Raw genomic sequence first — 20,568 nt, 5'->3', positions numbered from 1 at the left:
ATGGAAATCGCGACACACCAAGGCATCGACGCCTCACTGTGCGGGAAGGCCGTCGAACTGGAACCCGGAAAATGCCGGGTCGTACTGACCACCCTCGACAGCATGAAGTCCGACGACAGCGGTCTGGTGCACGGCGGTTTCGTCTTCGGCCTGGCCGACTACGCGGCCATGCTGGCCGTGAACCAGCCCACCGTGGTCCTCGGTGCGGCCGAGTGCCGGTTTCTGAAGCCCGTACGCGCGGGACAGGTGCTGGAGGCGGTCGCGGTCCTGGAACCAGTCCAGGACCGCAAGCATTTTGTCGGCGTGGAGGTGCTCCTGGACGGTGAAGCGGTCTTTACCGGCCGCTTCACCTGCTTCGTGCCCAAGGAGCACGTCCTCGCACCTGCAAAGTAGCCGGAATCAGGCCCTCCGGCGTCCGAACAGGCTGTCGCCGCTGACGTTGCCGAGGCCGGGATGGCCGTCGAAACGGACCACGCCCACGGGCACGCCGACGCCGGCAGCGACCCTGGCCGCGCCTTCATGGCCGAAGCCGCCGCACAGTTCGAAGGCGCCGATACCCTCCTCGACCACCAACCTGGGCGCGATCTCCTCGGCCTGGGCATAGGAGGCCACGGCGATGGCCAGGACATGCACGGCCGGAGTGCGCACCCACTGACGGTGCACGGCCGGGTCCGCCTCGGGGGCGATGAACAGGAATGCCGCCTTGAGTGGCTCGCTCATGATCTTCTCCTTGAACGGCCGGACCATCCCGGCCGGTTGACGTTCAGCGCGCGAAAATCCGTCGAATCCTGGCCGCCTCCATGACCCGCCCCACATCCACCACCCAAGGCCCGTCAACGGTCAGGCGGATGGCGGCCTCGCTGCCGCGCCGCACCGAGACCTCGCGTTCGCCGTCCAGGGCGACGAGGCACGGCGCATGCCCGACAGGATACAGGACACCGGGCTCCATGATCTCCCGGCGCAGAATGCCCACCTCCTCGAACAGCCCCGGCGCGATGGCCGCCACGACACGTTCGGCCGCGTCAGGCCCCAACTCCAGAGCCAGACCGCGTGACTCCTCGGGACGGATCAGCTCCACCTGGCCGCCCACGGCCGAAAGACCGATGCTGTCCGGCCGGCAGCGCGTCAGGCAGAGCTTCGAGACCTTGCTCATGTCCCATACCGCGCGCGAGGCCACGAACACGTCCTCGTACACCGCCGCGTCCACCAGGGCCAGGTCGGCGACCTCGCCGTCGACCAGGATCTCCAGGGCCGTGGAACGCACGCAGGCCGTCTCCCGCTCCACCGCGCCCGTGGCCACGAGCCCGGCGGCCAGCCCGGCCACCGTGGCTTCGAGCATATACGGAAAGACGTTGTTGGTGCCGGTGGAGAGCGGCAGGACGGGCGTGTCCGACAGCCCCTTGCACACGGCCCGGCTGGTGCCGTCCCCGCCAAGCACGACGACCACGCCGACACCCAGGGTCTCCATGATCTCCGCGGCGCGGATGGAGTCCTCCTGGCTGTTGCGCACGGGCATCTCCAGGGCCTCCACGGCCATGTCCGGACGGATGGCGTTCAGGGCGCGGGGCACGATGCCGTAGCCTTCGGGCATGTACAGCACCCGCTCCACCCCGGCCCGCTCCAGTCCCAGCAGCAGGCGGCGCACCATGCGCACCTTCTCCTGGTTGTCGAAGACGCTGCCGTGGGCCACCAGACGGCGGATGTCCTTGCCCGAGGCGGGATTGGCCACGATGGCGGCAAGACTCACGCACACCTCCTCAAAAAGGGAAAAGTCCCTGCGGAAGGGGTCTCCGCAGGGACAATGGTTCTAGCGCAAAGCCCGGACCGCCTTCACGATCTCGTCGGCGCCGGGGATGAAGGCCTGCTCCAGCGGCGGCGAAAAGGGCACCGGGCAGAACGGCGCGGCCACGCGGGTGATGGGCGCATCGAGGTAGTCGAAGGCCTTTTCGGCAACCTGCGCGGCGATCTCGGCGCCGGGGCCGGCAAAACCGACGGCCTCGTGGGCGATGACCAGGGCGTGGGTCTTGCGCACGGAGTTCAGGATGGTCTCCGTGTCCAGCGGCAGCAGGCTGCGCGGGTCCACCACCTCGATGCTGATGCCGTCCTTGGCCAGGGTCTCGGCAGCCTCCAGGGCCGAGTAGACCATCTTCGAGGTAGCCACCACGGTCACGTCCGTGCCCTCGCGCTTGATGTCAGCCTTGCCGAACTCGACGGTGTAGCTCTCCTCGGGCACGTCCCCTTCCACGCCGTAGAGCAGCTTGTGCTCAAGGAAGACCACGGGGTTGTCGTCGCGGATGGCGCTGATGAGCATGCCCTTGGCGTCAGCCGGGCTGGAGGGGATGGCCACCTTCAGGCCGGGGATGTGCATGAACCACGCCTCCAGGGACTGGGAGTGCTGCGCGGCCGCGCCGATGCCCGCGCCCTGAGGCATGCGCAGGACCATCGGCACCTTGGCCTTGCCGCCGAACATGTAGCGCATCTTGACGGCCTGGTTGAAGAGTTGGTCCAGGGCCACGCCGATGAAGTCCACGAACATGAGCTCGGCCACGGGCCGCAGGCCCGAGGCCGCCGCGCCGGCGGCCGCGCCGACGATGACGCTCTCGGTGATGGGCGTATCCATGACCCGCTCCTCGCCGAAGCGGTCGAAAAGCCCCTGGGTAACGCCGAAGCACCCGCCGAACCGCCCCACGTCCTCACCGAGGATGAACACGTTGGGATCCCTTTCCATTTCCTGTGCGAGGGCCTCGTTGAGGGCCTGCAGATATGTTTTCTTGGCCATGATTCTCTCCGTGTTGCGGGTTAGGCGTAAACATCCTCAAGCAGGGCGGACAATTCGGGCAGCGGGCTCGACTGGGCGAACTCCAGGGCCGCGTCCAGTTCCTTCTTCACCGCCGCCTTTATCCCCTCGAGCTCCGTGGCCGTGACCAGCCCGCTCTCGACCAGCTTCTCCTCGAAACGGGGAATGGGATCCTTGGCCATCCATTCGTTCAGTTCCTCCACGCAACGATACGTGCAGGCGTCGCCCTCGAAATGCCCGCGCCAGCGGTAGGTCTTGCACTCGATGAGCGTCGGGCCCTCGCCGCGGCGGGCGCGCTTCACTGCCTCGCCCACGGCCTCGTGCACGGCCAGGACGTCGTTGCCGTCCACCACCACACCGGGCATGTCGTAGGCGGCGGCGCGGTCGGCGATGTCCGTCACGGCCATGGACTTGCACTGCGGACAGGATATGCCGTAGCCGTTGTTTTCATTGACGAAGACCACAGGAAGCTTCCAGGCGCTGGCCAGGTTCAGGGATTCCTGGGTCGTGCCCTGGTTGGACGCGCCGTCGCCGAAGAAGCAGACCGTCACGTCCTGGGTCTTGCGGTACTTGGCCGCCAGAGCCGCCCCCGTGGCCAAAGGGCCGCCGCCGCCGACGATGCCGTTGGCGCCGAGGATGCCCAGGTCCACGTCGGCGATGTGCATGGATCCGCCCTTGCCCTTGCAGTAGCCCGTGCTCTTGCCGAAGATCTCGGCCATCATGAGCTTGAGGTCACCGCCCTTGGCGATGAGGTGCCCGTGGCCGCGGTGGGTGCTGGTGATGCTGTCCCTGTCCGTCAGGCAGGCGCAGGCGCCCACGGCCACCGCCTCCTCGCCCAGGTACAGGTGCACGAAGCCAGGGATCTTGCCCGCGGCGAAGTACTCCTGCAGCATGCTCTCGAACATGCGGATCTTGTTCATGGTCGTGTACATCTTCACCATGATCTCTTTGTCGTGACTCATTGTTTCCTCCAGTTTTTCCGCGCTGCACGCGGATATTATTCCGTACGTTCCACGGACACGGTCAGGGCCGCGCAGGCGGCCACGATGTCGCTCTGGTCCGGGCCGAAGCGCTCGACCAGGAGCCCGGCCGTGCGCAGGCCGCCCTGCACCACCTTCACGCTGACCGTGCCGATGGGCACCAGAGCGGCAAGCGCCGCGGTATCCACGGCCTCGGGGCAGGGCACGGCCACCTCGACGTGCACGTGCACGCCGGCGAAGTTCGTCAGGCCCAGGATCTCCACCAGCCCGGCCAGGCAGACCCTGGACATGGCGTCGCGCACGGCGCGCGCGGCGGCCTTGGTCATGTCGGCCCCGTGCAGGTCGGCCCCGTAGCCCAGTTCGATGGCAAAACGTTTCATGGCCGCCTCACGCCAGCATCAGGACGGGCTGTTCAAGCAGGTCGGCCAGGTAGCGCAGGAAGGTCATGGCCGGAGCGCCGTCGGTGACACGGTGGTCAAAGGTCAGGGACAGGGTCATGTACTTGCGGACGCAGATCCCGCCCTCGAACACGCCGGGCTTCTCCACCACGCGTCCCACGCCCAGGATGCCCGTCTCCGGCGGGTTCAGGATGGGCGTGAAGCCGTCCATGCCGAGCATGCTGACATTGGTGATGGTGAAGGTGCCGCCGCTGATCTCGTCCATGGTCAGGCCGCCCTTGCGCGCCCGCCCGGCCACGTCGCGCACGGCCGCGGCCAGGGCGTCCAGGCCCAGGGTGTCGGCGTTCTTGACGTTGGGGACGATGAGGCCGTTATCCAGGGCCACGGCCACACCGAGGTTGACGTGCTCGTGCAGGTAGATGGAATCGCCGGTCTGGGTGGAGTTCATCATGGGATGCTTCTTCAGGGCCCGGCACACTGCGTAGGAAATGATGTCGTTGTAGGAGAGGCGGTAGTCAGGGTTCTTCTTGTTGCGGGCCAGGAAGAGGTCGCGCAGGGAGACCATGGCCGTGACGTCGGTCTCGACGAAGACCGAGAGCTGGGCGGCGTTGTTCAGGCTGGCCTTCATGTTCTCGGCGATGAGCCGGCGGATGCCCTCCATAGGCACGACCTTGGCCTCGGCCGGAACCGGCGCGGACACGGCCGACGCGCCACCCGCGGGCTTGGGTGCTGCCTGGGGCTGCATGGCCCGCAGGATGTCGACCTTGGTGACCTTGCCTCCGGGGCCCGTGCCCGGGATTTCGCTCAGGTCGATGCCGTGTGCGCGGGCGAACTCGATGGCCTGCGGGCTGGCGTTGATCGCCGGGCCGGAGTCCTTGAAGTCCTGGACGTCCTTTTCGGTGACGCGGCCGCCGGGACCTGTGCCCTGCACGGCGCCCAGGTCGACGCCGAGTTCTTTGGCCAACTTGCGCGCGGCCGGTGTGGCCGGGACGAATTCCCCGCCGGCTGCCGCCGGGACGGACGCGGCCTTGGCCTCCTTCGGGACGGCGGCAGCCTGCACGGCACCCCCGGCCACACGGTCAGGAGTCTCGCCGGACTCGGCGATGACGCCGACAACGGCCTGCACCGGGGCGACGTTGCCGGCGGGAACGACAATCTGAAATAGAACGCCCGATGACGGGGCTTCCACTGTATTGGTGATCTTGTCGGTTTCGACCTCGAAAAGCGCTTCGCCCGCCGCAACGCTCTCGCCTTCCTGCTTGAGCCAGCGGGTGATCTTGCCTTCCTTCATGGTCAGGCCCCACTTGGGCATGATTGCATTGTGTGCCACCAGTAACACCTCCTTTTGGTATTGCTGTCTGTTTTGCAACGGGGGCGCCACTGTATTCCTCAGTAAATCTCTATACAAAACAGGATATTACAAAACACCATCGCACCTGACCGATTGTTCCGGAAGCGAACAGGAAAAGCGAACGATGGATACAACCGCGGAGCAACACCGTGGCCGTCCATTGAAATCAGTATGTTGTGACACAGCAATAGAACGGTGTTCGGAAACGGAACACTTGACCATGCAGGTTTACTGGGAAAGTATGCGGAAACTGCGAGGATAAGGCGCAAACCAAGAGGTATCGCCATGTACACATTGGTTTGGGACAAGCACGGGTTTGACGTGCGGCGGGAAGAGACGGGACTGGCCGACCCCGGCGAGGGGGGCGCACCTGAGCTTTCCGGGATGAATCGCCCGGGACAGTGCAGCGTGAGCTACGCCCAGTGGTCACAGTTCATGCGGACCGGGCACCATGATGTCACAGGCCTCAACCGGGCCCTGCGGGAGTCCTGGAGCCGCTGCCGCAAGCAGGACGTCGATCCCGGACCGCGCAAGTGCTGGAACTTCCTGCCCATGGAGAGCCTCGAACCCGCTGCGGGCAGGCTGCGAAGCCTCGCCCGCGACGTCGAGAACGACGTCTACGCCGCCATCAGGGACCGCAATCTGCTCATGACCCTGACCACGGCCGAGGGTTACGTGGTGAGGACCAGCGGGGACCCCGACACGCTCAAGCTGGCCGACAAGCTCAACTTCGGGCCCGGGGCGCTGTGGGCCGAGGGCAGCGTCGGCACCAACGCCATCGGCACGGCCCTGGTCACGGGCAAGCCGACCCAGGTCTTCGGCCGAGAGCACTACTGCGAGAGCCACCACAGCTGGAGCTGTTCCGCAGCCGCCATTTTCGACCCCCTCGGCAACATCGTCGGCTGCTTCGACATCTCCGGCCCCTCCGAAGGGGACCACGCCCTGGCCCTGACCCTGGTCCTGGACGCCGTGCGCGTGCTCGAAAAGCGCCTCTTCAAGCAGCACTGCGCGGAACTCGAACACCGCTCGGGGTCCCTGGTGGCCGCGGCCTTCAATTCGGTGCTGACCGGCATGATTTCCATCGACTGCCGAGGCTTCATCTCCGACGCCAACATCGCCGCCGAAACGCTGCTCGGGGTGCCCGGAGCGGCCCTGCAGGGGCAGCCTGCGGACAGGTTCTTCGACTACGGCGCGTTCCTGGCCTGCCACCGAGACGGGCAAGCCGCGGCCATCCCCATGCCCTGCCGCGTCAGCCACGAACTTCTGGCCCGGGCCACGCCCATGTACTCCCTGAACGGCACCTGGGTCGGCACCGTGGTTGCCGTCATGGAGCCGCAGCGCGCCCCGCGGCGCGACCGCACCGTCTCTCCGCGCCTGGCCGGCAGCCTGAAGCATGAAGCCGGCGAAACGGAGCAACGGCAGGGGCTCGGATGCATCCTCGGCCAGAGCCCGGCCATCGCCCGGGCCATCGGCCTGGCCCTCAAGGCCGCGCGCACGCCGTCCACCGTGCTGCTGACGGGCGAGTCCGGCACGGGCAAGGAGCTGTTCGCCCGCGGCATCCACGCCGAAAGCGGTCGCTCCGACGGACCCTTCGTGGCCGTGAACTGCGGGGCCATCGCCCCGGAACTGATCCAGAGCGAGCTCTTCGGCTACACCGGCGGCTCCTTCACCGGCGCGGACCGCAAGGGCCGTCCCGGCAAGTTCGAACTGGCCGACACGGGCACCCTGTTTCTGGACGAGATCGGCGAGATGCCGCTGGCCATGCAGGTCAATCTGTTGCGCGTGCTGGAGGACCGGAAGGTCATGCGGGTCGGCGGCGGGCGCGCCATCCCCGTGGACGTGAAGATCATCGCCGCCACCAACAAGGACCTGGAGCAGGAGGCGGCCCAGGGCCGCTTCAGGCCGGACCTCCTCTATCGCCTGAACGTGGTCCGCATCCACATCCCGCCCCTGCGCGAGCGAGGGAGCGACATCGAGACCCTGGCCCGGGCGCACGCCGAGCGGCTGGCCCGCGAATTCGGCCTGCCCTTCCAGGGCATCGAGGAAGCCGCCCTGGCCCGGCTTCGCGCCCACCACTGGCCCGGCAACGTGCGCGAACTGATCAACGCCATTGAACATGCCTTGAACGCCATGGAGGGGCCCCTCCTCCGGGTCGGAGACCTCGCGCAGCATCTCCGCACGTCGGCCGCTGCGCCCAGAACCTCGGGGAAGCTCCGCTCCGGCTCACTGCGGTACCAGGAAGCCGACATCATCCGCGAAGTCCTGGAACGACATGCGGGCAACATGTCGCGAACGGCGAAGGAGCTGGGCATCGGCCGCAACACGCTCTACGCCAAGATGCGCCGGCTGGGGATCACCGAAGGAAGCTGATCTCCTGCCGCCCGTGCGCCGCATCCCTGACGGACGCAACCGGAGAACGGAAAACGATCTTCCCGGCCGTGCCCGCCGGCCGTCCGGGTCCGATATTCAGGGGTTCCGCGAGAAGGTGTCGCTCCGGGACAGATCCCCGGCCAGATACCCCTGTCTGAACCAGTGCATGCGCTGCTCCGACGTGCCGTGGGTGAAGCTGTCCGGCATGATGTACCCCTGCGCCTTCTTCTGGATGGTGTCGTCGCCCACGGCGCTGGCCGCGTTCATGGCCTCCTCGACATCCCCTTCGTCCAGCAGGTTCTTGTTCTGGACGTGGCGGGCGAAGACGCCGGCCATGTAATCGGCCTGGAGTTCCAGCCGGACGGAATACGCGTTGAACTCCTCCTGGCTGACCCGCGAGCGCAGTTCGTGGACCTTGCCCAGGACCCCCAGCAGGTTCTGCACGTGGTGCCCGACCTCGTGGGCGATGACGTAGGCCAGGGCGAAATCGCCCGGTGCGCCGAACTTGTGGTGCAGCTCGTTGGAGAAGGCCAGGTCGAGGTATATCCGTTGATCGGCCGGACAATAGAAAGGGCCGGAACCCGACGACGCGAACCCGCACCCCGATTGGACTTGGCCGGAATAGATGGTCAGGGTCGGCTCCTCGTAACGCCGCCCGGAGCGGGAGAAGATGTCGTGCCAGACGTTCTCCGTCTCCTTGAGCACCACGGCGGAGAACTGCCGCACGTCGCGCTCCTCGGCGCTTTCCCGGTATTCGCCGCCGGACTGCTCGTAGGTGGAGGGCTGCTCCTGCACCAGCATGAGCAGGTCCAGGGGGTTCCCGCCCAGGAGCATGTAGACGATGGCCACGATGATCCCCAGGCCGCCCATTCCGGCCAGCCCGCCGGCCCTGACGCTGCGCCCCCGGCGGTCATCGATGTTCGAGCTCTCCTGCCGTCCGCGCCATTTCATGCCCGTCCTCCTTGTTGCGTCTCACCCGCGCCCGGACGCCGGTCCGCCGGGAGGAACCTACGTATCAGGTTTTCCCGCGGACCGGCAACATGCACCGGGGCGCAAACGCACCGTCAGGTCAGCAGCACGCTGCGGATCAGCACGGACACGTAGCCGACGTAGCAGACCAAAAGGAACGTGCCCTCGAAACGGTTGATACGCCCCTGGCCCGGGCCGCGAAAACCGTAGCCCATGACGAAGAGGGAAAAGGTCAGGCCGGCCATGACCAGGATGTCGCGGGAGAAAACCTCCGGACCAACGCGCATGGGGGAGATGGACCCGGCGATGCCGACCACGGCCAGGGTGTTGAAAAGGTTCGAGCCGAGGATGTTGCCCAGGGCGATGTCGTCCTCGCCCTTGCGCGCGGCGATGATGGACGAGGCCAGCTCGGGCAGTGAGGTGCCCACGGCGACGATGGTCAGGCCGATGATCATGTCGCTGACCCCGAAACCGCGGGCCAGTTCCACCGCACCCCAGACCAGGATGCGCGAGCTGGCCACGAGCAGCGCAAGGCCGACCGCCAGCCAGGTCAGGGCGCGGCGCAGGGGCATGGGGCACCCCATCTCCTGCTCCATCTCCAGTCCCAGGGCATCGGTCTTCCGGCGCAGGCCCTGCCATATGGTCCAGGCCATTAGCCCGCCGAAGACGGCCAGGAGCATCGCGGCATCGCCACGCGAGACCTCGCCGTCCATGATCTGCCACGCGGCGAAGGCGGTCACGGCCGTAAGGATCGGCAGTTCCGTGCGCAGCACGCGCGAATGCACCATGACGGGCCGGATGACGGCGGTCAGGCCGAGGATGAGGGCGATATTGGTGATGTTCGAGCCGAAGGCGTTGCCCAGGGCGATGCCCGGATTTCCCTGGCTTGCCGCCAGAGCGGAGACGACCATCTCCGGCGCGGACGTGCCGAAGCCGACGATGACCATGCCGATGAGCAGCGACGGCATGCCGAGGCGGCAGGCCGCGGACGCGGCCCCGTCCACGAAGCGGTCGGCGCTCCAGACCAGGAGGGCGAGCCCGAACACGACGGCGAGAATCGGTGTGATCATGCGCGGTCCCTCCCTGGGTACGCGAAGCCCCCGCTCAAGATGTACGGCAACCCGGCGGAATGGACGCCGGGATCCGGGACGAAGCCGTCGTTCACGGATGACGTAGACGGCAGAAAACGGTTGTTTTTCATGAGACCTCCGGGTCTTGGCCGAAGGTCCGCAAAAAAAGACCTCCAGCACGGTTCGGTGCTGAAGGTCTTGCTCATCGGTGTGTCCCGACGGCAAGGCCAAGCGCGGACGCGCCGGTGTTGTTGACCTTGCCTGGAGGAGCTACTCCCCTTCGAATGAAAAGAAACTACAGCCGCCCCATGCGTCCGTCAAGGTCGCCCCCGGCTTTCTTCCTCATCGAGGAGTCCCTCTCCACGACCAGCCCCCTGTCAGCGCTCTCCGTACTCATGTCGCCATCCCAAAATTCCGCAAACACAGGCTGCCCGGCTACCGAATACGTTCTTGATCACCTCTGCGAAAAATATACGAACTGATTGTACAGGTAAAGCCGAAGCCCGTACATTCTCAGCACATCGACTCCCTTTCCGCCGCAGGGTGGCGCAGATCATCGCCGCCAGAACATCGACTCCCGCCTTGTAATAATGAACTCTTGCTGATATTTCCGGCAGCCACGGCAAATCGAGCACGGCTGCCGCAACGCCCGACCATGACCGTCCGGACTCTCCAATACATGATCCACCGCCTGAAACAGCTTCTTTCCCGACGCCCCGCCCCCCCTGACCGGGAGTCCTCCTACTCCGGCGGCCAGACCATCCGCAGGGAAATGTTCCTCATCGGCCTGCTCTGTCTGGCGACGATCGCCATTGTCGTCGTGTCCATGCAGTCCATGGGGATATACCGCGCGGGCATGGACAGCGCCCGCGAACGGATCACCGGTGCGAACAGGCAGATCTCGTCCTATGTCGAGGCCCACCTGGAAGGCTTGGCGGCTGCGGTACGGATCATGGCCGCCACGCCCGATGTCGTGCACGGCGACACCGGCGGAGAGGAATCACGGGAACGCGCCCGGACCTATTTCCGCTTCGTCGAGCTGTCCAACCCGAACGTGAAGTACTGCTATGCCGGCTACGAAGGCGGGGAACTGCTGATCAATGGCTATACCCCGCCCCAAGACTACGCCCCGAGGGTCCGGCCCTGGTATACCGCCGCGGTCCGGGCCTGGCCGGACATGAAGATCGGCCTGCCCTACCGGGATATCGTCGACCAGGAGTGGCTTGTCGCCATCTCGTCGGCCTTCTTCGACAAGTCCGATCTGCGCGGCGTCGTTTCCGTCGACAGCACCCTGTCCAGGATGGACGGCATGCTCAACAGCATCAAATCCTTCGCCAGCCAGTCGAACTACGTCATCAACTCAGACGGTCTGCTGCTGATCCACAACGAAAAAACAGGCTTACTCGAGCGGAACCTGGAGACTATTGTCCCGGGGGCCATGGCGCTGTTCACGGGCGACGCCGGTTACGTCGAATACCTCCTGCCCGGAGCCGGGACCCGGATGGCGTATTTCACCAGGCTCAAGATCAACGACTGGATCATCGTGTCCGCCGTGGACCGGGACGAGGTCATGGCGCCGATCCGGAGCAGGATCGCGCTGACCGTGACGGCGACGGCCCTGGTCACACTGCTGCTTGGGTTCCTGCAATTCAAGACGTACGAATCGCGCTTCGTCGAGCCGTTCATGACACTCAAGCGGCGCATCACCGACATCACTTCAGGCAAAGAGGCCGGCAGAAAGCCGCCGTCCTTCTCCAACGCCGAACTGGCCTCCATCGCGGACAGCATCGAGGGGATGACCCAGTCCTCCCTCCGCCGCAAGGCCGCGGAGCTGAGGCTCATCCTGGAGACGACCAGCGACGGCCTGCTGGTGCTGGACGACCGGGACAGGATCACGCACTACAACCAGCGATTCCTCGAACTGTGGGGACTGCGGGACGAGCACGTCGGCGAGGGGCTGAGCGGCCTTGTCATCGGGCACGTCAGAGGGGCGGTTTTGCCTGAATCCGCCGGCAGCGTGCTCGAATCGCGCCGCAAGGGCCGGGACAGCGAGCTGATTCACCTGAAAACGGGGATCATCCTCGAACAGACGGCCCGCCCGCTGCTCGAAGACGATGGCGTCACGGGCTGGCTGTGGAGCTTCAAGGACGTGACCATCAAGATCATGGCCGAAGAGAAGCTCAGATTGCTGGCCGCCACGGACGAATTGACGGGCCTCTGGAACCGGCGCTGCTTCATGGGGCGGGCCGAAGCGGAAATATCCCAGGCGACGCGCCTGCGTCAGCCGCTGTGTCTGGTGCTCCTGGACGCGGACCACTTCAAGCGCATCAACGACACCTACGGACACGCGGCCGGGGACGCCGCCCTGAAATACCTGGCCGACACGCTGACCTCGCGCCTGCGCTCCTCGGACACCGTCGGCCGGATCGGCGGCGAAGAGTTCGCCATCCTGCTTCCCAACACAGGTCTGGAGACTGCGCGTACGGTGCTCGAAGAGATTCGCACAGCCATCGCGCAAGGAAGGTTCACGCATGGGGGCAAGGAGCTGGCCTTCACCGTCAGCATCGGAATCGCCGCCATGCAGGGCCCCAGGGTCAGCGTCGACGAATTCTTCTCCGTCGCCGACGCGGCCTGCTACCAGGCCAAGGCCCTTGGAAGGAACCGTACCGTCGTCCGGGCCTGCGACGGTCCCCGAACGGACGAAACCGCCCGCACGCAGTGACGTTGCGCCACCTGCGGTCCGACCGACCATTGGGTCCGGAGACTGACAGCCAGGATCGTGGGGGGACGTCCGATGGCGGGACGGGGCCGGAGTCAGCGTCCCGAGCAGCCTGAAAGGCCGAACACGGCATGACGGTCCATTTTGGAGCACAACGCTCGGAATTATTCTTGACAATGCGCCTCCATGCACAATATTTGAAAGTTTGAAGGGGAGTAGCTCCCAGTGGCAAGGTCAACAATACTGGCGCGAAAGCGCTTGGCCTTGCCGTCGGAACCAACCGATGAGCCAGACCTTCAGCATGATCAACCATGCTGGAGGTCTTTTTTTGGATGACCTCCAGCCAAATCAGGAGGTTCCATGAAGACCGGTTCTCTTTCTCCATCCTGCGCGGCCGTTGCGCATACAAGAACAGCCTACCTCTTTTTCCCCCTTATCGCCCTGACCCTGCTCCTTTTCGCCTGGCCGGATCTGGCCGACGCAAAGCGCATGGGCGGCGGCGGGTCCTTCGGCAGCAAGCCCTCGTACAGCAGCGGTTACAACAAGCAGGCCTCCCCTTCCAAGGACTCCCCGGCCATGGCCAAACAGGCTGCGCCGAACAGCCCGTCCCGCTTCGGCGGCCTCGGCGGCATGTTCGGCGGTCTGCTCATGGGCGGTTTGCTCGGCTCCATGCTTTTCGGCGGCGGATTCGCAGGCCCGGGCATGCTCGACATGCTTCTCCTGGCCATGGGCGGGTTCCTGCTGTTCAAGTTCGTGAAATCCCGCCGCGCGGCCACGGCAAATTCCGCCCCCTATGCCTACGCCGGACATGAAGAAGCCCGGAACCCCGGCTCTCACGGCGGATGGGGCCAGCAGCGCTTCGAAGCGCAGGCGCCGCAGCAGCCCGTCATGCCCCACGGCCTGGACGAGCAGGAATTCCTGGCCGGGGCGAAGGCCCTGTACACCCGCCTGCAGGCGTCCTGGGACCGCCGGGATATCGACGACATCCGCCAGTTCACGAGCCCGGAAGTGCACGGCGAGATCGCACGCCAGGCATCGCTCGACCCGGCGCCCGGACGCACGGAAATTCTCATGGTCGAGGCGCGCGTGCTGGAGGCCCGCAACTCAGGCACCGAGACCGTCATCAGCGTCCTCTTCGACGCCATGCTACGCGAGGACGGCGAAGGCGCCCCGGCGGAACAGGTCAGGGAAGTCTGGCACATCCGGCGCGACGAAAGCGACCCGTCCCCCCAGTGGACCCTGGAGGGCATCCAGCAACTGGAACTGTAACGATCAGTCCGGAAAGCGCGCGGCACGTTGGCAACGTCAACGTGCCGCGCTTTTTTTTGAGCATTTCCCGCAGCACAAGGTGCGACGCATAACGTACGGACCGGAGGCTGAGCAGCTTGCAAGGCCTACTGCTTGATCCGCAGCAGGCGCAGGCCGTTGAAGATGACGAAGAGGGACGTGCCGAGGTCGGCCAGCACAGCGGTCCAGAGCGTCGCCAGCTGCAGCACGGCCATCAGCAGGAATACGGCCTTGATGCCCAGGGCGATGGCGATGTTGGCCTTGATGATGCCCATGGTCCGGCGCGAATGCCGGATCAGCCAGGGCAGCTTGGCCAGGTCGTCGCTCATGAGAGCCACGTCGGCGGTTTCGATGGCCGCGTCCGTGCCCATGGCGCCCATGGCCACGCCGAGGTGCGACGAGGCAAGGGCGGGGGCGTCGTTGACGCCGTCGCCGACCATGGCCACCCTCCTGCCGGCGGCCGCCAGTTCCGAAACGGCCCTGGTCTTGTCCTCGGGCAGAAGGTCGGCCCGCACTTCGGTCACACCCGTCTCGCGCGCAATCTTTTCGGCGCTGCGCCGGGAATCGCCGGTCAGCATGAGGATCGTCCCGATGCCCGCGTCCTTGAGCTGATCCAGGGCGGCCCGGGCCTGCGGCCGGACCGTGTCCTCGACGCTCAGGAAGCCCAGCACGGCGCCGCGGCTCCACACCGCGACGACCGTCCCGGCGGACTCTTCGTGACGCTCCAGCAGGGCCTGTTCGGCGGCTGACAGTTCATGCCCGTCCGTGCCCGCGAGATAGCGCATGTTGCCGATATGGCAGGTCACGCCGTCGATCGTTCCCGACGCGCCGAGCCCAGGCCGGGACTGCGCATCCTCCACCGGACCGGGGGTAATGCCCTGGGATGCCGCATGGGCCAGCACGGCCCGGGCCACCGGATGGCTGCTGCGGGACTCCAGGGCCGCGGCGATGCGCAGCAGTTCAGGCTCCGATATGTCGCCATGGACGCTGACCGCCGTGACTTGGGGCCTGCCGAAGGTCAGGGTGCCCGTCTTGTCGAGGGCCACGGCGTCGAGGCCGGCCGGGACCTCCAGAAACGCGCCGCCCTTGATCAGCACGCCGTTGCGCGCCGCCGAGGCCATGCCCGCGACGATGCTGACCGGGGTGGAGATGACCAGGGCGCAGGGGCAGGAGATGACCAGGACGACCAGCGCCTCGTACACCCACCGTCCCCACTCCCCGCCCAGAAAAAGCGGCGGGACCAGGGCGACCAGCAGCGACACGCCGACCATGGCCGGGGTGTAGAGCGCCGCGAATTTCTCCACCCACTGCACGGCCTTGGCGCGACGCGACTGCGCCTCCTCGACCATGCGCATGATGCGCGCCAGGGTGGAATCCGAGGCGCGCTTTGTGGTTTCCACTTCCAGCGCGCCGTCGGTGTTCACGGTGCCCGCGAAGACAGGATCGCCCGGCGCCTTGAAGACCGGCACGGACTCGCCCGTGATGGGAGCCTGGTCCACGGCGGACGAGCCGGCCCGCACCACGCCGTCCAGAGGAATTCTGGCGCCGGGCTTGACCAGGACGCGCGCACCGACCGGCACGTACGCGGCCAGGGTTTCGACCGGCTCCAGGGAAAAAGGCGAAAGGACCAGCGCCCTGTCCGGGGCCAAGGTCATGAGCGCCTCGATGGCGTTGCGGGCGCGGCCCACGCTCCAGGCCTCGAGCTGGTTGGCCAGCGCGAACAGAAAGGCCACGGACGCGCCTTCGGAGTATTCGCCGATGCCCATGGCCCCGGCGATGGCCAGGACCATGAGCAGGTTCATGTCCGGCCGCAGGGCGCGCAGCGAGGCAAGGGCCCTGGGCAGAACGTGCCAGGCGCCGACGCAGGCCGAGACGATCCACAGCGCCCTGGCGGACAACGGCGCCATGTCGCTGTCCCGGAAGGCCGCCAGGACCGAACCGTGCTCCGTCATCATCAGCACCAGCCCGGCCGCCCACAGCACGCCGCTGACAAGGCAGAGGATTTCCCGTTTCCGCCGCTTCCACAGGGAACCCTGCGTGGCGCACGCGCCGCCGCAACAGGCGCAGGACGGCACGGCCTCCCGCACCGGCTCGGCACGCATGCCGGTGCCGGCAACGGCCTGTTCGATCTGCTCCGACGTGACGGACAGCCCGGAAACATCCACCCGCAGCCTGCGCTGCAGGACGTCGAAACCGAGCCGGTTCTCCTGCCCCACCACGGGCAGCAGGGCGCGGGTCAAGAGCTTCACCTCTTCCGCGCAGTCCATCTCTTCGATGTTATATGTAAGCTGTGCCATGGTCGATCCTCCGAAATTTGCGCCGCCATGGTCGAAATCGTCCAGCGGTGCTTGCGCGAATTGTTTTCGGTCTTACCACACACCCTGAAGCAACTTCAGGGTCAAGCACAATTTTTCGGAGGCGCATCATGAAAATCGGAGAACTGGCGAAACAGGCGGGATGCTCGGTGGAAACCGTCCGCTATTACGAACGCGAGGGCCTGCTGCCCCATCCGGAACGCGGGGCCAACAACTATCGCTTCTACGGCCCGTCCCATCTGGAGAGCCTGCGCTTCATCCGCAACTGCCGCGTGCTGGAAATGACCCTGGAGGAAATCCGCGCCCTCATGCATGTGAGGCTCGATTCGGAGCGGGATTGCAGCGAGGTCAACGCCATCCTGGACGCGCACATCGCCCACGTTACCGAACGAATCGACAACCTGCGCAGCCTGCAGCGCCAGCTCGTCTCCCTGCGGGGCATGTGCAGCCATGTCCGGCCCCGGAAATCCTGCGCCATCCTGCGGGAATTGATCTCCACCCAAGACCTGGGCCCCGGCGACGGACAACAGGCCCGGAACTGCGTTCCCGGAGCCCACGGCGGATGCGGGAAAACGCACACCCACTAGCTGCCGAGAAAGTCCCGACACCGACTTAGGCACTGCACGGGGTATTGCAGGGAGCTTCTTGCCTGAACGACCAAAGCCTTGTCATACGACGCGGAGTCCGGCGCGGTTTGTCGGAACGGATCGTGGAGCGAGGATGTGGACCGTGCCGGCGAAACCGACCTCATCAAAAAGGGAAAAGGTCGTTGAAGTTACCAGCTTCAACGGCTTTCTCGTTTTTGATGCCGAAGGATGGAAACTCTTTGATTCATTCGCAGCCAACAATCTGAAATTATATATTAAAACTCGATATTTATACCCCATTATGGCAACAATGCCACTCAATTGAACCATCACTGTCAGCATCAATCAGCTCTGCCCACAACTCCTCGCCATCAACAAGAAAAGCGGCTCGAATCCTGACAAATGCTTTTGTCACGACCTTGTCTCCTAACTCTCCTCTGTTACCTGAACATTCCCGCCCGAGAGTGTCGAAACAGAAATTTATTCTCATAATATGCTGCAATTATTGTTTAAAAATTGAATCACAACTATTCAACTCTCTGAACAATTTCCCTTGACAGCGAGCAATGCCGAAGAATAAAAATGCACAAATGTCGACATTTCACATGGTGACAAGTTAACAAACATGAGCTTCTCAGGGGGAGGCGGATGGACAGCAAAAAACAAATAACTTCAGAAAAAGCCCCGGCTGCGGTCGGTCCCTACTCGCACGCCATCGCTGTGCCGGGCCTTGTGTTCATCAGCGGGCAACTGCCCATCGACAGAGAAACCGGCACCTTTCCCGACGGGGTCGAGGAGCAGGCGCATCAGTCGCTGAAGAATCTCCGGGCGGTGGCGGAAGCAGCCGGGGCGACCCTCGGCGACGTCGTGAAGACGACGGTCTTTTTGGCGGACATGAATGATTTCAAAGTGGTAAATGCCGTGTACGCCACTTATTTCAGCCAACCCTTTCCCGCCAGGAGCGCTGTTGAAGTCGCCAGGCTGCCGCTGGGCGCCAAGGTCGAAATCGAGGCGATCGTCTGTAGGCGGGATTGATATCTCTTCAACTTCCTTGAGCAAGGAGCACACATGAATCTGGCAAAGTTTCCCCGCAGGGGCTACGTCAAGTCCCCTACACCCATCGAGGCAGTTCCCGCCTTTTCCCGCGCCTTGGGCGGCAAGGTGAACATCTTCATCAAACGCGACGATCTCCTGCCGGGTTGCGCAGGTGGCAACAAAACCCGCAAGCTTGACTTCTGCATAGCCGATGCTCTCGAAAAAGGCGCAGACACGATCATCACCTGCGGAGCAGTGCAGTCCAACCATTGCCGCCTGACCCTCTCCTGGGCCGTGAAAGAAAGCATGGATTGCCATCTGGTGCTGGAAGAGCGTGTCAAAGGCAGTTACAAGCCCGACGCCTCGGGGAATAACTTCCTATTCCACCTCATGGGTGTGAAAAGCATCACGGTGGTTCCGGCCGGTTCGGACATGATGGGTGAAATGCAGAAAGTGGCGGACAACTTGGCTGCCAAGGGGAAGAAACCCTACGTCGTGCCAGGAGGCGCTTCCAATACCATCGGGGCCACCGGGTACGTGGCCTGCGCCCAGGAAATTCTCCAGCAGTTGTTCGAAATGGGCCTGAAGATCGACCACATGGTTGTCCCGAGCGGCAGCGCGGGCACCCATGCCGGGATCGTGGTGGGCATGGTCGGGTGCAACGCGGACATTCCTGTCAGCGGGGTGAATGTTTCCCGCACCAAGGAAGTCCAGGAAGGAATCGTGCACAAGCTGGCCGAGGCAACTGCCGAACTCGTGGGCGTGAGGGGAGGCATTTCCGCTGAAGCGGTGACCTGTTTCGATGGATATGTCGGGCCCGGCTACTCGTTGCCGACAGAGAGTATGGTCGAGGCGGTGAAGTTGCTGGCCTCCACTGAAGGCATCCTTCTCGATCCGGTGTACTCGGGCAAGGCCATGGCTGGCCTCATCGATTTGGTGCGCTCCGGGTATTTTCCAGATGGTTCCAATTTGCTCTTCCTCCACACAGGCGGTTCTCCGGCGCTTTATGCGTATCTGGATACCTTCCGCGACTAGAAAATGACTGCCCGCTCCTTGACGCGGGCAGTTTTGTACTGGCTGGATGCTTCGGATTTAGGTAACTTTTTAAAAATGTTTTTAAACGAAAGAGGAGTCACTCATGTCCCGCATCAGGAATATCGCGATTGTTGTTGTGGCCGTGGTCGCCCTGAGTGTTTCTGCCGCGTTTGCAGCTCCAACTGTCATCAAGTTAGCTCACCCCAATGTCCCCCAGCATCCCATGGGGAAGGCCTTCGAAAAATTCAAGGAACTCGTTGAAACCCGCTCCAAAGGCGAATTCCGTGTCGACATTTACGACAGTTCAAAATTCGGCAATTTCGACAGCGTCGTACAAGGTCTGCAGTACAACATGCTTCAGATGGGCTGCGACTCAACCCCCAATCTCGCCCCCTTCTCGGACGAATTTCTGATTTACGACCTCCCGTTCCTGTTTCCGGATTACGAGTCAACTGACAAGATTACGGATGGCCCCATCGGTGCCAAGGCAGCAAAAGCGATGGAGAAAAGCGGCATCGTCGGACTTGGCTATATGGAAATCGGCTTCCGAAATCTCTGGAACAACCAGCGAACCGTGAAAACCATTGAGGATGCCAAAAATCTGAAGATCCGTTCCACTGCCTCCAAGGCCCACATTGCCACGCTCGCGGCCCTGGGCATGAACCCAACCCCAATTGCGTGGGGCGAAGTCTATACCGCCTTGCAGCAGAAGACCGTCGACGGCATTGACATTGATCTCAACCTCGCCTGGCACAACAATTTTCCTGAAGTTAACAACTACCTGACTATCGTCAGAAGCATCTACAGTCCTCACTTGGTCATGATCTCCAAGAAATTCCTGGACAGCTTGTCCCCGGAAAACCGCAAAATGATCGAAGACGCATTTGAAGAGAGCAAACTCTACCAGAGAAAGCTGATACGGGATGGCGAGGCCGAAATCATGGCCCAGCTTCCGAGCAAGGGCGTGAATGTATACACTCTGACCCCCGAAGAGCGCACCCGCTGGGCCGAAGCGACTGCAGGTGTCTACAAGCAGTTTGAAGATCGAATCGGCAAGGACCTGATCGAACAGGTCAAGGCGACCGTCGCAGGAAAATAAAATATCCAAGGCCGGGTACCTGTAGAAGGTATCCGGCCTTTTAGGAGTGCCGTTGTGAACGCCAACAGAGATAACATACTGAACAAAATCGAAGAGTACGTCTCGGCCACTTTCCTAGGAGGAATGACATTGCTCATCGCTGTCCAAGTCTTCCGACGGTACGTTCTGCAAAGTTCACTTGATTGGACCGAAGAACTGGCGCGTTACCTTTTCATATGGTCGGTGTACGTCGGTTGCAGCTATGCCACGCAGCGCGACAGGCATCTCGAGGTGACGGTGGCGCGAATCATGTTCGGTCCGACCGTAGCCAAGTACGTCACAATCATCGCTTACGTCTTCACGATGCTTTTCTGCATCTGCGCCGCTGTCTGGGGGACCCAGATGGTTCTGTTCCTGGGGAGCACCGGCCAAAAAACTCCGGCTCTGGAAATTCCGATGGCCTGGGTATTCTTAAGTGTTCCTGTTGGCCTCGGCCTGATGGCTCTTCGAACTTTTCAGCGACTGCTGGCCATCTTCCGCGGGGAAATCGATTTTGCAGCCATGTGCTTAAAATAAT

General features: G+C 63.9%; 18 protein-coding genes. 9 read left to right on the top strand and 9 right to left on the bottom strand.

The features are described from left to right. Window positions 1-393 (top strand): PaaI family thioesterase, encoded by a 393-nt coding sequence (locus ACZ5AC_RS04500; RefSeq protein ID WP_464249760.1) that lies wholly within the window; start codon window positions 1-3, stop codon window positions 391-393. 6 nt (window positions 394-399) lie between these two features. On the opposite strand, the gene ACZ5AC_RS04495 is transcribed toward ACZ5AC_RS04500, so the two are convergent. Genes ACZ5AC_RS04495 through ACZ5AC_RS04470 form a run of 6 tightly spaced genes read right to left on the bottom strand, consistent with a single transcriptional unit; the run spans window position 400 to window position 5,505 of the window. Then, window positions 400-720: a DUF6506 family protein gene (locus ACZ5AC_RS04495; RefSeq protein ID WP_464249759.1), complete on the bottom strand. Its 321-nt coding sequence runs from the start codon at window positions 718-720 to the stop codon at window positions 400-402. A 43-nt stretch (window positions 721-763) separates the two neighbouring features. Beyond that, a complete protein-coding gene (locus ACZ5AC_RS04490; protein ID WP_464249758.1) occupies window positions 764-1,747 on the bottom strand; it encodes an NAD(+)/NADH kinase in 984 nt (327 codons plus the stop codon). Between the two features lie 60 nt (window positions 1,748-1,807). Continuing rightward, window positions 1,808-2,779 (bottom strand): alpha-ketoacid dehydrogenase subunit beta, encoded by a 972-nt coding sequence (locus tag ACZ5AC_RS04485; protein ID WP_464249757.1) that lies wholly within the window; start codon window positions 2,777-2,779, stop codon window positions 1,808-1,810. Window positions 2,780-2,799: 20 nt separating this feature from the next. Next, window positions 2,800-3,759: a thiamine pyrophosphate-dependent dehydrogenase E1 component subunit alpha gene (locus tag ACZ5AC_RS04480; protein ID WP_464249756.1), complete on the bottom strand. Its 960-nt coding sequence runs from the start codon at window positions 3,757-3,759 to the stop codon at window positions 2,800-2,802. Window positions 3,760-3,794: 35 nt separating this feature from the next. Further along, entirely contained in the window at window positions 3,795-4,157 is a 363-nt protein-coding gene (locus ACZ5AC_RS04475) for a Lin0512 family protein (RefSeq protein ID WP_464249755.1), read from the bottom strand. Between the two features lie 7 nt (window positions 4,158-4,164). Beyond that, the gene (locus ACZ5AC_RS04470; protein ID WP_464249754.1) at window positions 4,165-5,505 is read right to left on the bottom strand and encodes a 2-oxo acid dehydrogenase subunit E2; all 1,341 of its coding nucleotides are present in this window, start codon (window positions 5,503-5,505) and stop codon (window positions 4,165-4,167) included. A 306-nt stretch (window positions 5,506-5,811) separates the two neighbouring features. On the opposite strand from ACZ5AC_RS04470, the gene ACZ5AC_RS04465 reads away from it, so the two are divergent. Further along, window positions 5,812-7,896: a sigma-54-dependent Fis family transcriptional regulator gene (locus tag ACZ5AC_RS04465; protein ID WP_464249753.1), complete on the top strand. Its 2,085-nt coding sequence runs from the start codon at window positions 5,812-5,814 to the stop codon at window positions 7,894-7,896. A 96-nt stretch (window positions 7,897-7,992) separates the two neighbouring features. Here ACZ5AC_RS04465 and ypfJ read toward each other — a convergent pair whose 3' ends face one another. Together ypfJ and ACZ5AC_RS04455 are read right to left on the bottom strand one after the other, a co-directional pair. After that, on the bottom strand, window positions 7,993-8,847 hold the full coding sequence (gene ypfJ / locus ACZ5AC_RS04460; RefSeq protein WP_464249752.1) for a KPN_02809 family neutral zinc metallopeptidase: 855 nt from the start codon (window positions 8,845-8,847) through the stop codon (window positions 7,993-7,995). Between the two features lie 113 nt (window positions 8,848-8,960). Further along, window positions 8,961-9,935, bottom strand: a complete 975-nt coding sequence (locus ACZ5AC_RS04455) for a calcium/sodium antiporter (RefSeq protein WP_464249751.1) — start codon at window positions 9,933-9,935, stop codon at window positions 8,961-8,963. A gap of 679 nt (window positions 9,936-10,614) precedes the next feature. Here ACZ5AC_RS04455 and ACZ5AC_RS04450 point away from each other — a divergent pair. Then, entirely contained in the window at window positions 10,615-12,657 is a 2,043-nt protein-coding gene (locus ACZ5AC_RS04450; RefSeq protein WP_464249750.1) for a diguanylate cyclase, read from the top strand. 357 nt (window positions 12,658-13,014) lie between these two features. Then, the gene (locus ACZ5AC_RS04445; RefSeq protein WP_464249749.1) at window positions 13,015-13,923 is read left to right on the top strand and encodes a Tim44 domain-containing protein; all 909 of its coding nucleotides are present in this window, start codon (window positions 13,015-13,017) and stop codon (window positions 13,921-13,923) included. 125 nt (window positions 13,924-14,048) lie between these two features. Here the strand turns inward: ACZ5AC_RS04445 and ACZ5AC_RS04440 are convergent, their stop codons facing one another. After that, window positions 14,049-16,238, bottom strand: a complete 2,190-nt coding sequence (locus tag ACZ5AC_RS04440; RefSeq protein ID WP_464249748.1) for a heavy metal translocating P-type ATPase — start codon at window positions 16,236-16,238, stop codon at window positions 14,049-14,051. Window positions 16,239-16,366: 128 nt separating this feature from the next. Here ACZ5AC_RS04440 and cadR point away from each other — a divergent pair, with 128 nt between their 5' ends. From cadR to ACZ5AC_RS04415, 5 genes are all read left to right on the top strand, one after another. Then, window positions 16,367-16,843, top strand: a complete 477-nt coding sequence (cadR, locus tag ACZ5AC_RS04435; RefSeq protein WP_464249747.1) for a Cd(II)/Pb(II)-responsive transcriptional regulator — start codon at window positions 16,367-16,369, stop codon at window positions 16,841-16,843. Between the two features lie 648 nt (window positions 16,844-17,491). Next, entirely contained in the window at window positions 17,492-17,878 is a 387-nt protein-coding gene (locus ACZ5AC_RS04430) for a RidA family protein (protein WP_464249746.1), read from the top strand. 33 nt (window positions 17,879-17,911) lie between these two features. Next, window positions 17,912-18,913 (top strand): D-cysteate sulfo-lyase, encoded by a 1,002-nt coding sequence (gene cuyA / locus ACZ5AC_RS04425; protein WP_464249745.1) that lies wholly within the window; start codon window positions 17,912-17,914, stop codon window positions 18,911-18,913. A 103-nt stretch (window positions 18,914-19,016) separates the two neighbouring features. Continuing rightward, window positions 19,017-20,012: a TRAP transporter substrate-binding protein gene (locus tag ACZ5AC_RS04420; RefSeq protein WP_464249744.1), complete on the top strand. Its 996-nt coding sequence runs from the start codon at window positions 19,017-19,019 to the stop codon at window positions 20,010-20,012. Between the two features lie 54 nt (window positions 20,013-20,066). Then, window positions 20,067-20,567 carry a TRAP transporter small permease gene (locus tag ACZ5AC_RS04415; protein ID WP_464249743.1) on the top strand — a complete coding sequence of 167 codons (501 nt, stop codon included), beginning with the start codon at window positions 20,067-20,069 and terminating at the stop codon, window positions 20,565-20,567. Window position 20,568: the final 1 nt, after the last annotated feature.

Source organism: Desulfomicrobium aestuarii (assembly GCF_055385525.1).
The sequence above is the reverse complement of the archived record's forward strand: the minus strand, read 5'-3'. Positions and strand labels throughout refer to the sequence as shown.

Excerpts from the sequence above, each read along its gene's own strand:
- ACZ5AC_RS04445 (WP_464249749.1), top strand. The coding sequence starts at position 13,015 with ATGAAGACCGGTTCTCTTTCTCCATCCTGCGCGGCCGTTGCGCATACA.
- ACZ5AC_RS04480 (WP_464249756.1), bottom strand. The coding sequence starts at position 3,759 with ATGAGTCACGACAAAGAGATCATGGTGAAGATGTACACGACCATGAAC.
- ACZ5AC_RS04500 (WP_464249760.1), top strand. The coding sequence starts at position 1 with ATGGAAATCGCGACACACCAAGGCATCGACGCCTCACTGTGCGGGAAG.
- ACZ5AC_RS04420 (WP_464249744.1), top strand. The coding sequence starts at position 19,017 with ATGTCCCGCATCAGGAATATCGCGATTGTTGTTGTGGCCGTGGTCGCC.
- ACZ5AC_RS04455 (WP_464249751.1), bottom strand. The coding sequence starts at position 9,935 with ATGATCACACCGATTCTCGCCGTCGTGTTCGGGCTCGCCCTCCTGGTC.
- cuyA (WP_464249745.1), top strand. The coding sequence starts at position 17,912 with ATGAATCTGGCAAAGTTTCCCCGCAGGGGCTACGTCAAGTCCCCTACA.
- cadR (WP_464249747.1), top strand. The coding sequence starts at position 16,367 with ATGAAAATCGGAGAACTGGCGAAACAGGCGGGATGCTCGGTGGAAACC.
- ACZ5AC_RS04495 (WP_464249759.1), bottom strand. The coding sequence starts at position 720 with ATGAGCGAGCCACTCAAGGCGGCATTCCTGTTCATCGCCCCCGAGGCG.
- ACZ5AC_RS04465 (WP_464249753.1), top strand. The coding sequence starts at position 5,812 with ATGTACACATTGGTTTGGGACAAGCACGGGTTTGACGTGCGGCGGGAA.
- ACZ5AC_RS04475 (WP_464249755.1), bottom strand. The coding sequence starts at position 4,157 with ATGAAACGTTTTGCCATCGAACTGGGCTACGGGGCCGACCTGCACGGG.
- ACZ5AC_RS04440 (WP_464249748.1), bottom strand. The coding sequence starts at position 16,238 with ATGGCACAGCTTACATATAACATCGAAGAGATGGACTGCGCGGAAGAG.
- ACZ5AC_RS04430 (WP_464249746.1), top strand. The coding sequence starts at position 17,492 with ATGGACAGCAAAAAACAAATAACTTCAGAAAAAGCCCCGGCTGCGGTC.
- ACZ5AC_RS04450 (WP_464249750.1), top strand. The coding sequence starts at position 10,615 with ATGATCCACCGCCTGAAACAGCTTCTTTCCCGACGCCCCGCCCCCCCT.
- ACZ5AC_RS04485 (WP_464249757.1), bottom strand. The coding sequence starts at position 2,779 with ATGGCCAAGAAAACATATCTGCAGGCCCTCAACGAGGCCCTCGCACAG.
- ypfJ (WP_464249752.1), bottom strand. The coding sequence starts at position 8,847 with ATGAAATGGCGCGGACGGCAGGAGAGCTCGAACATCGATGACCGCCGG.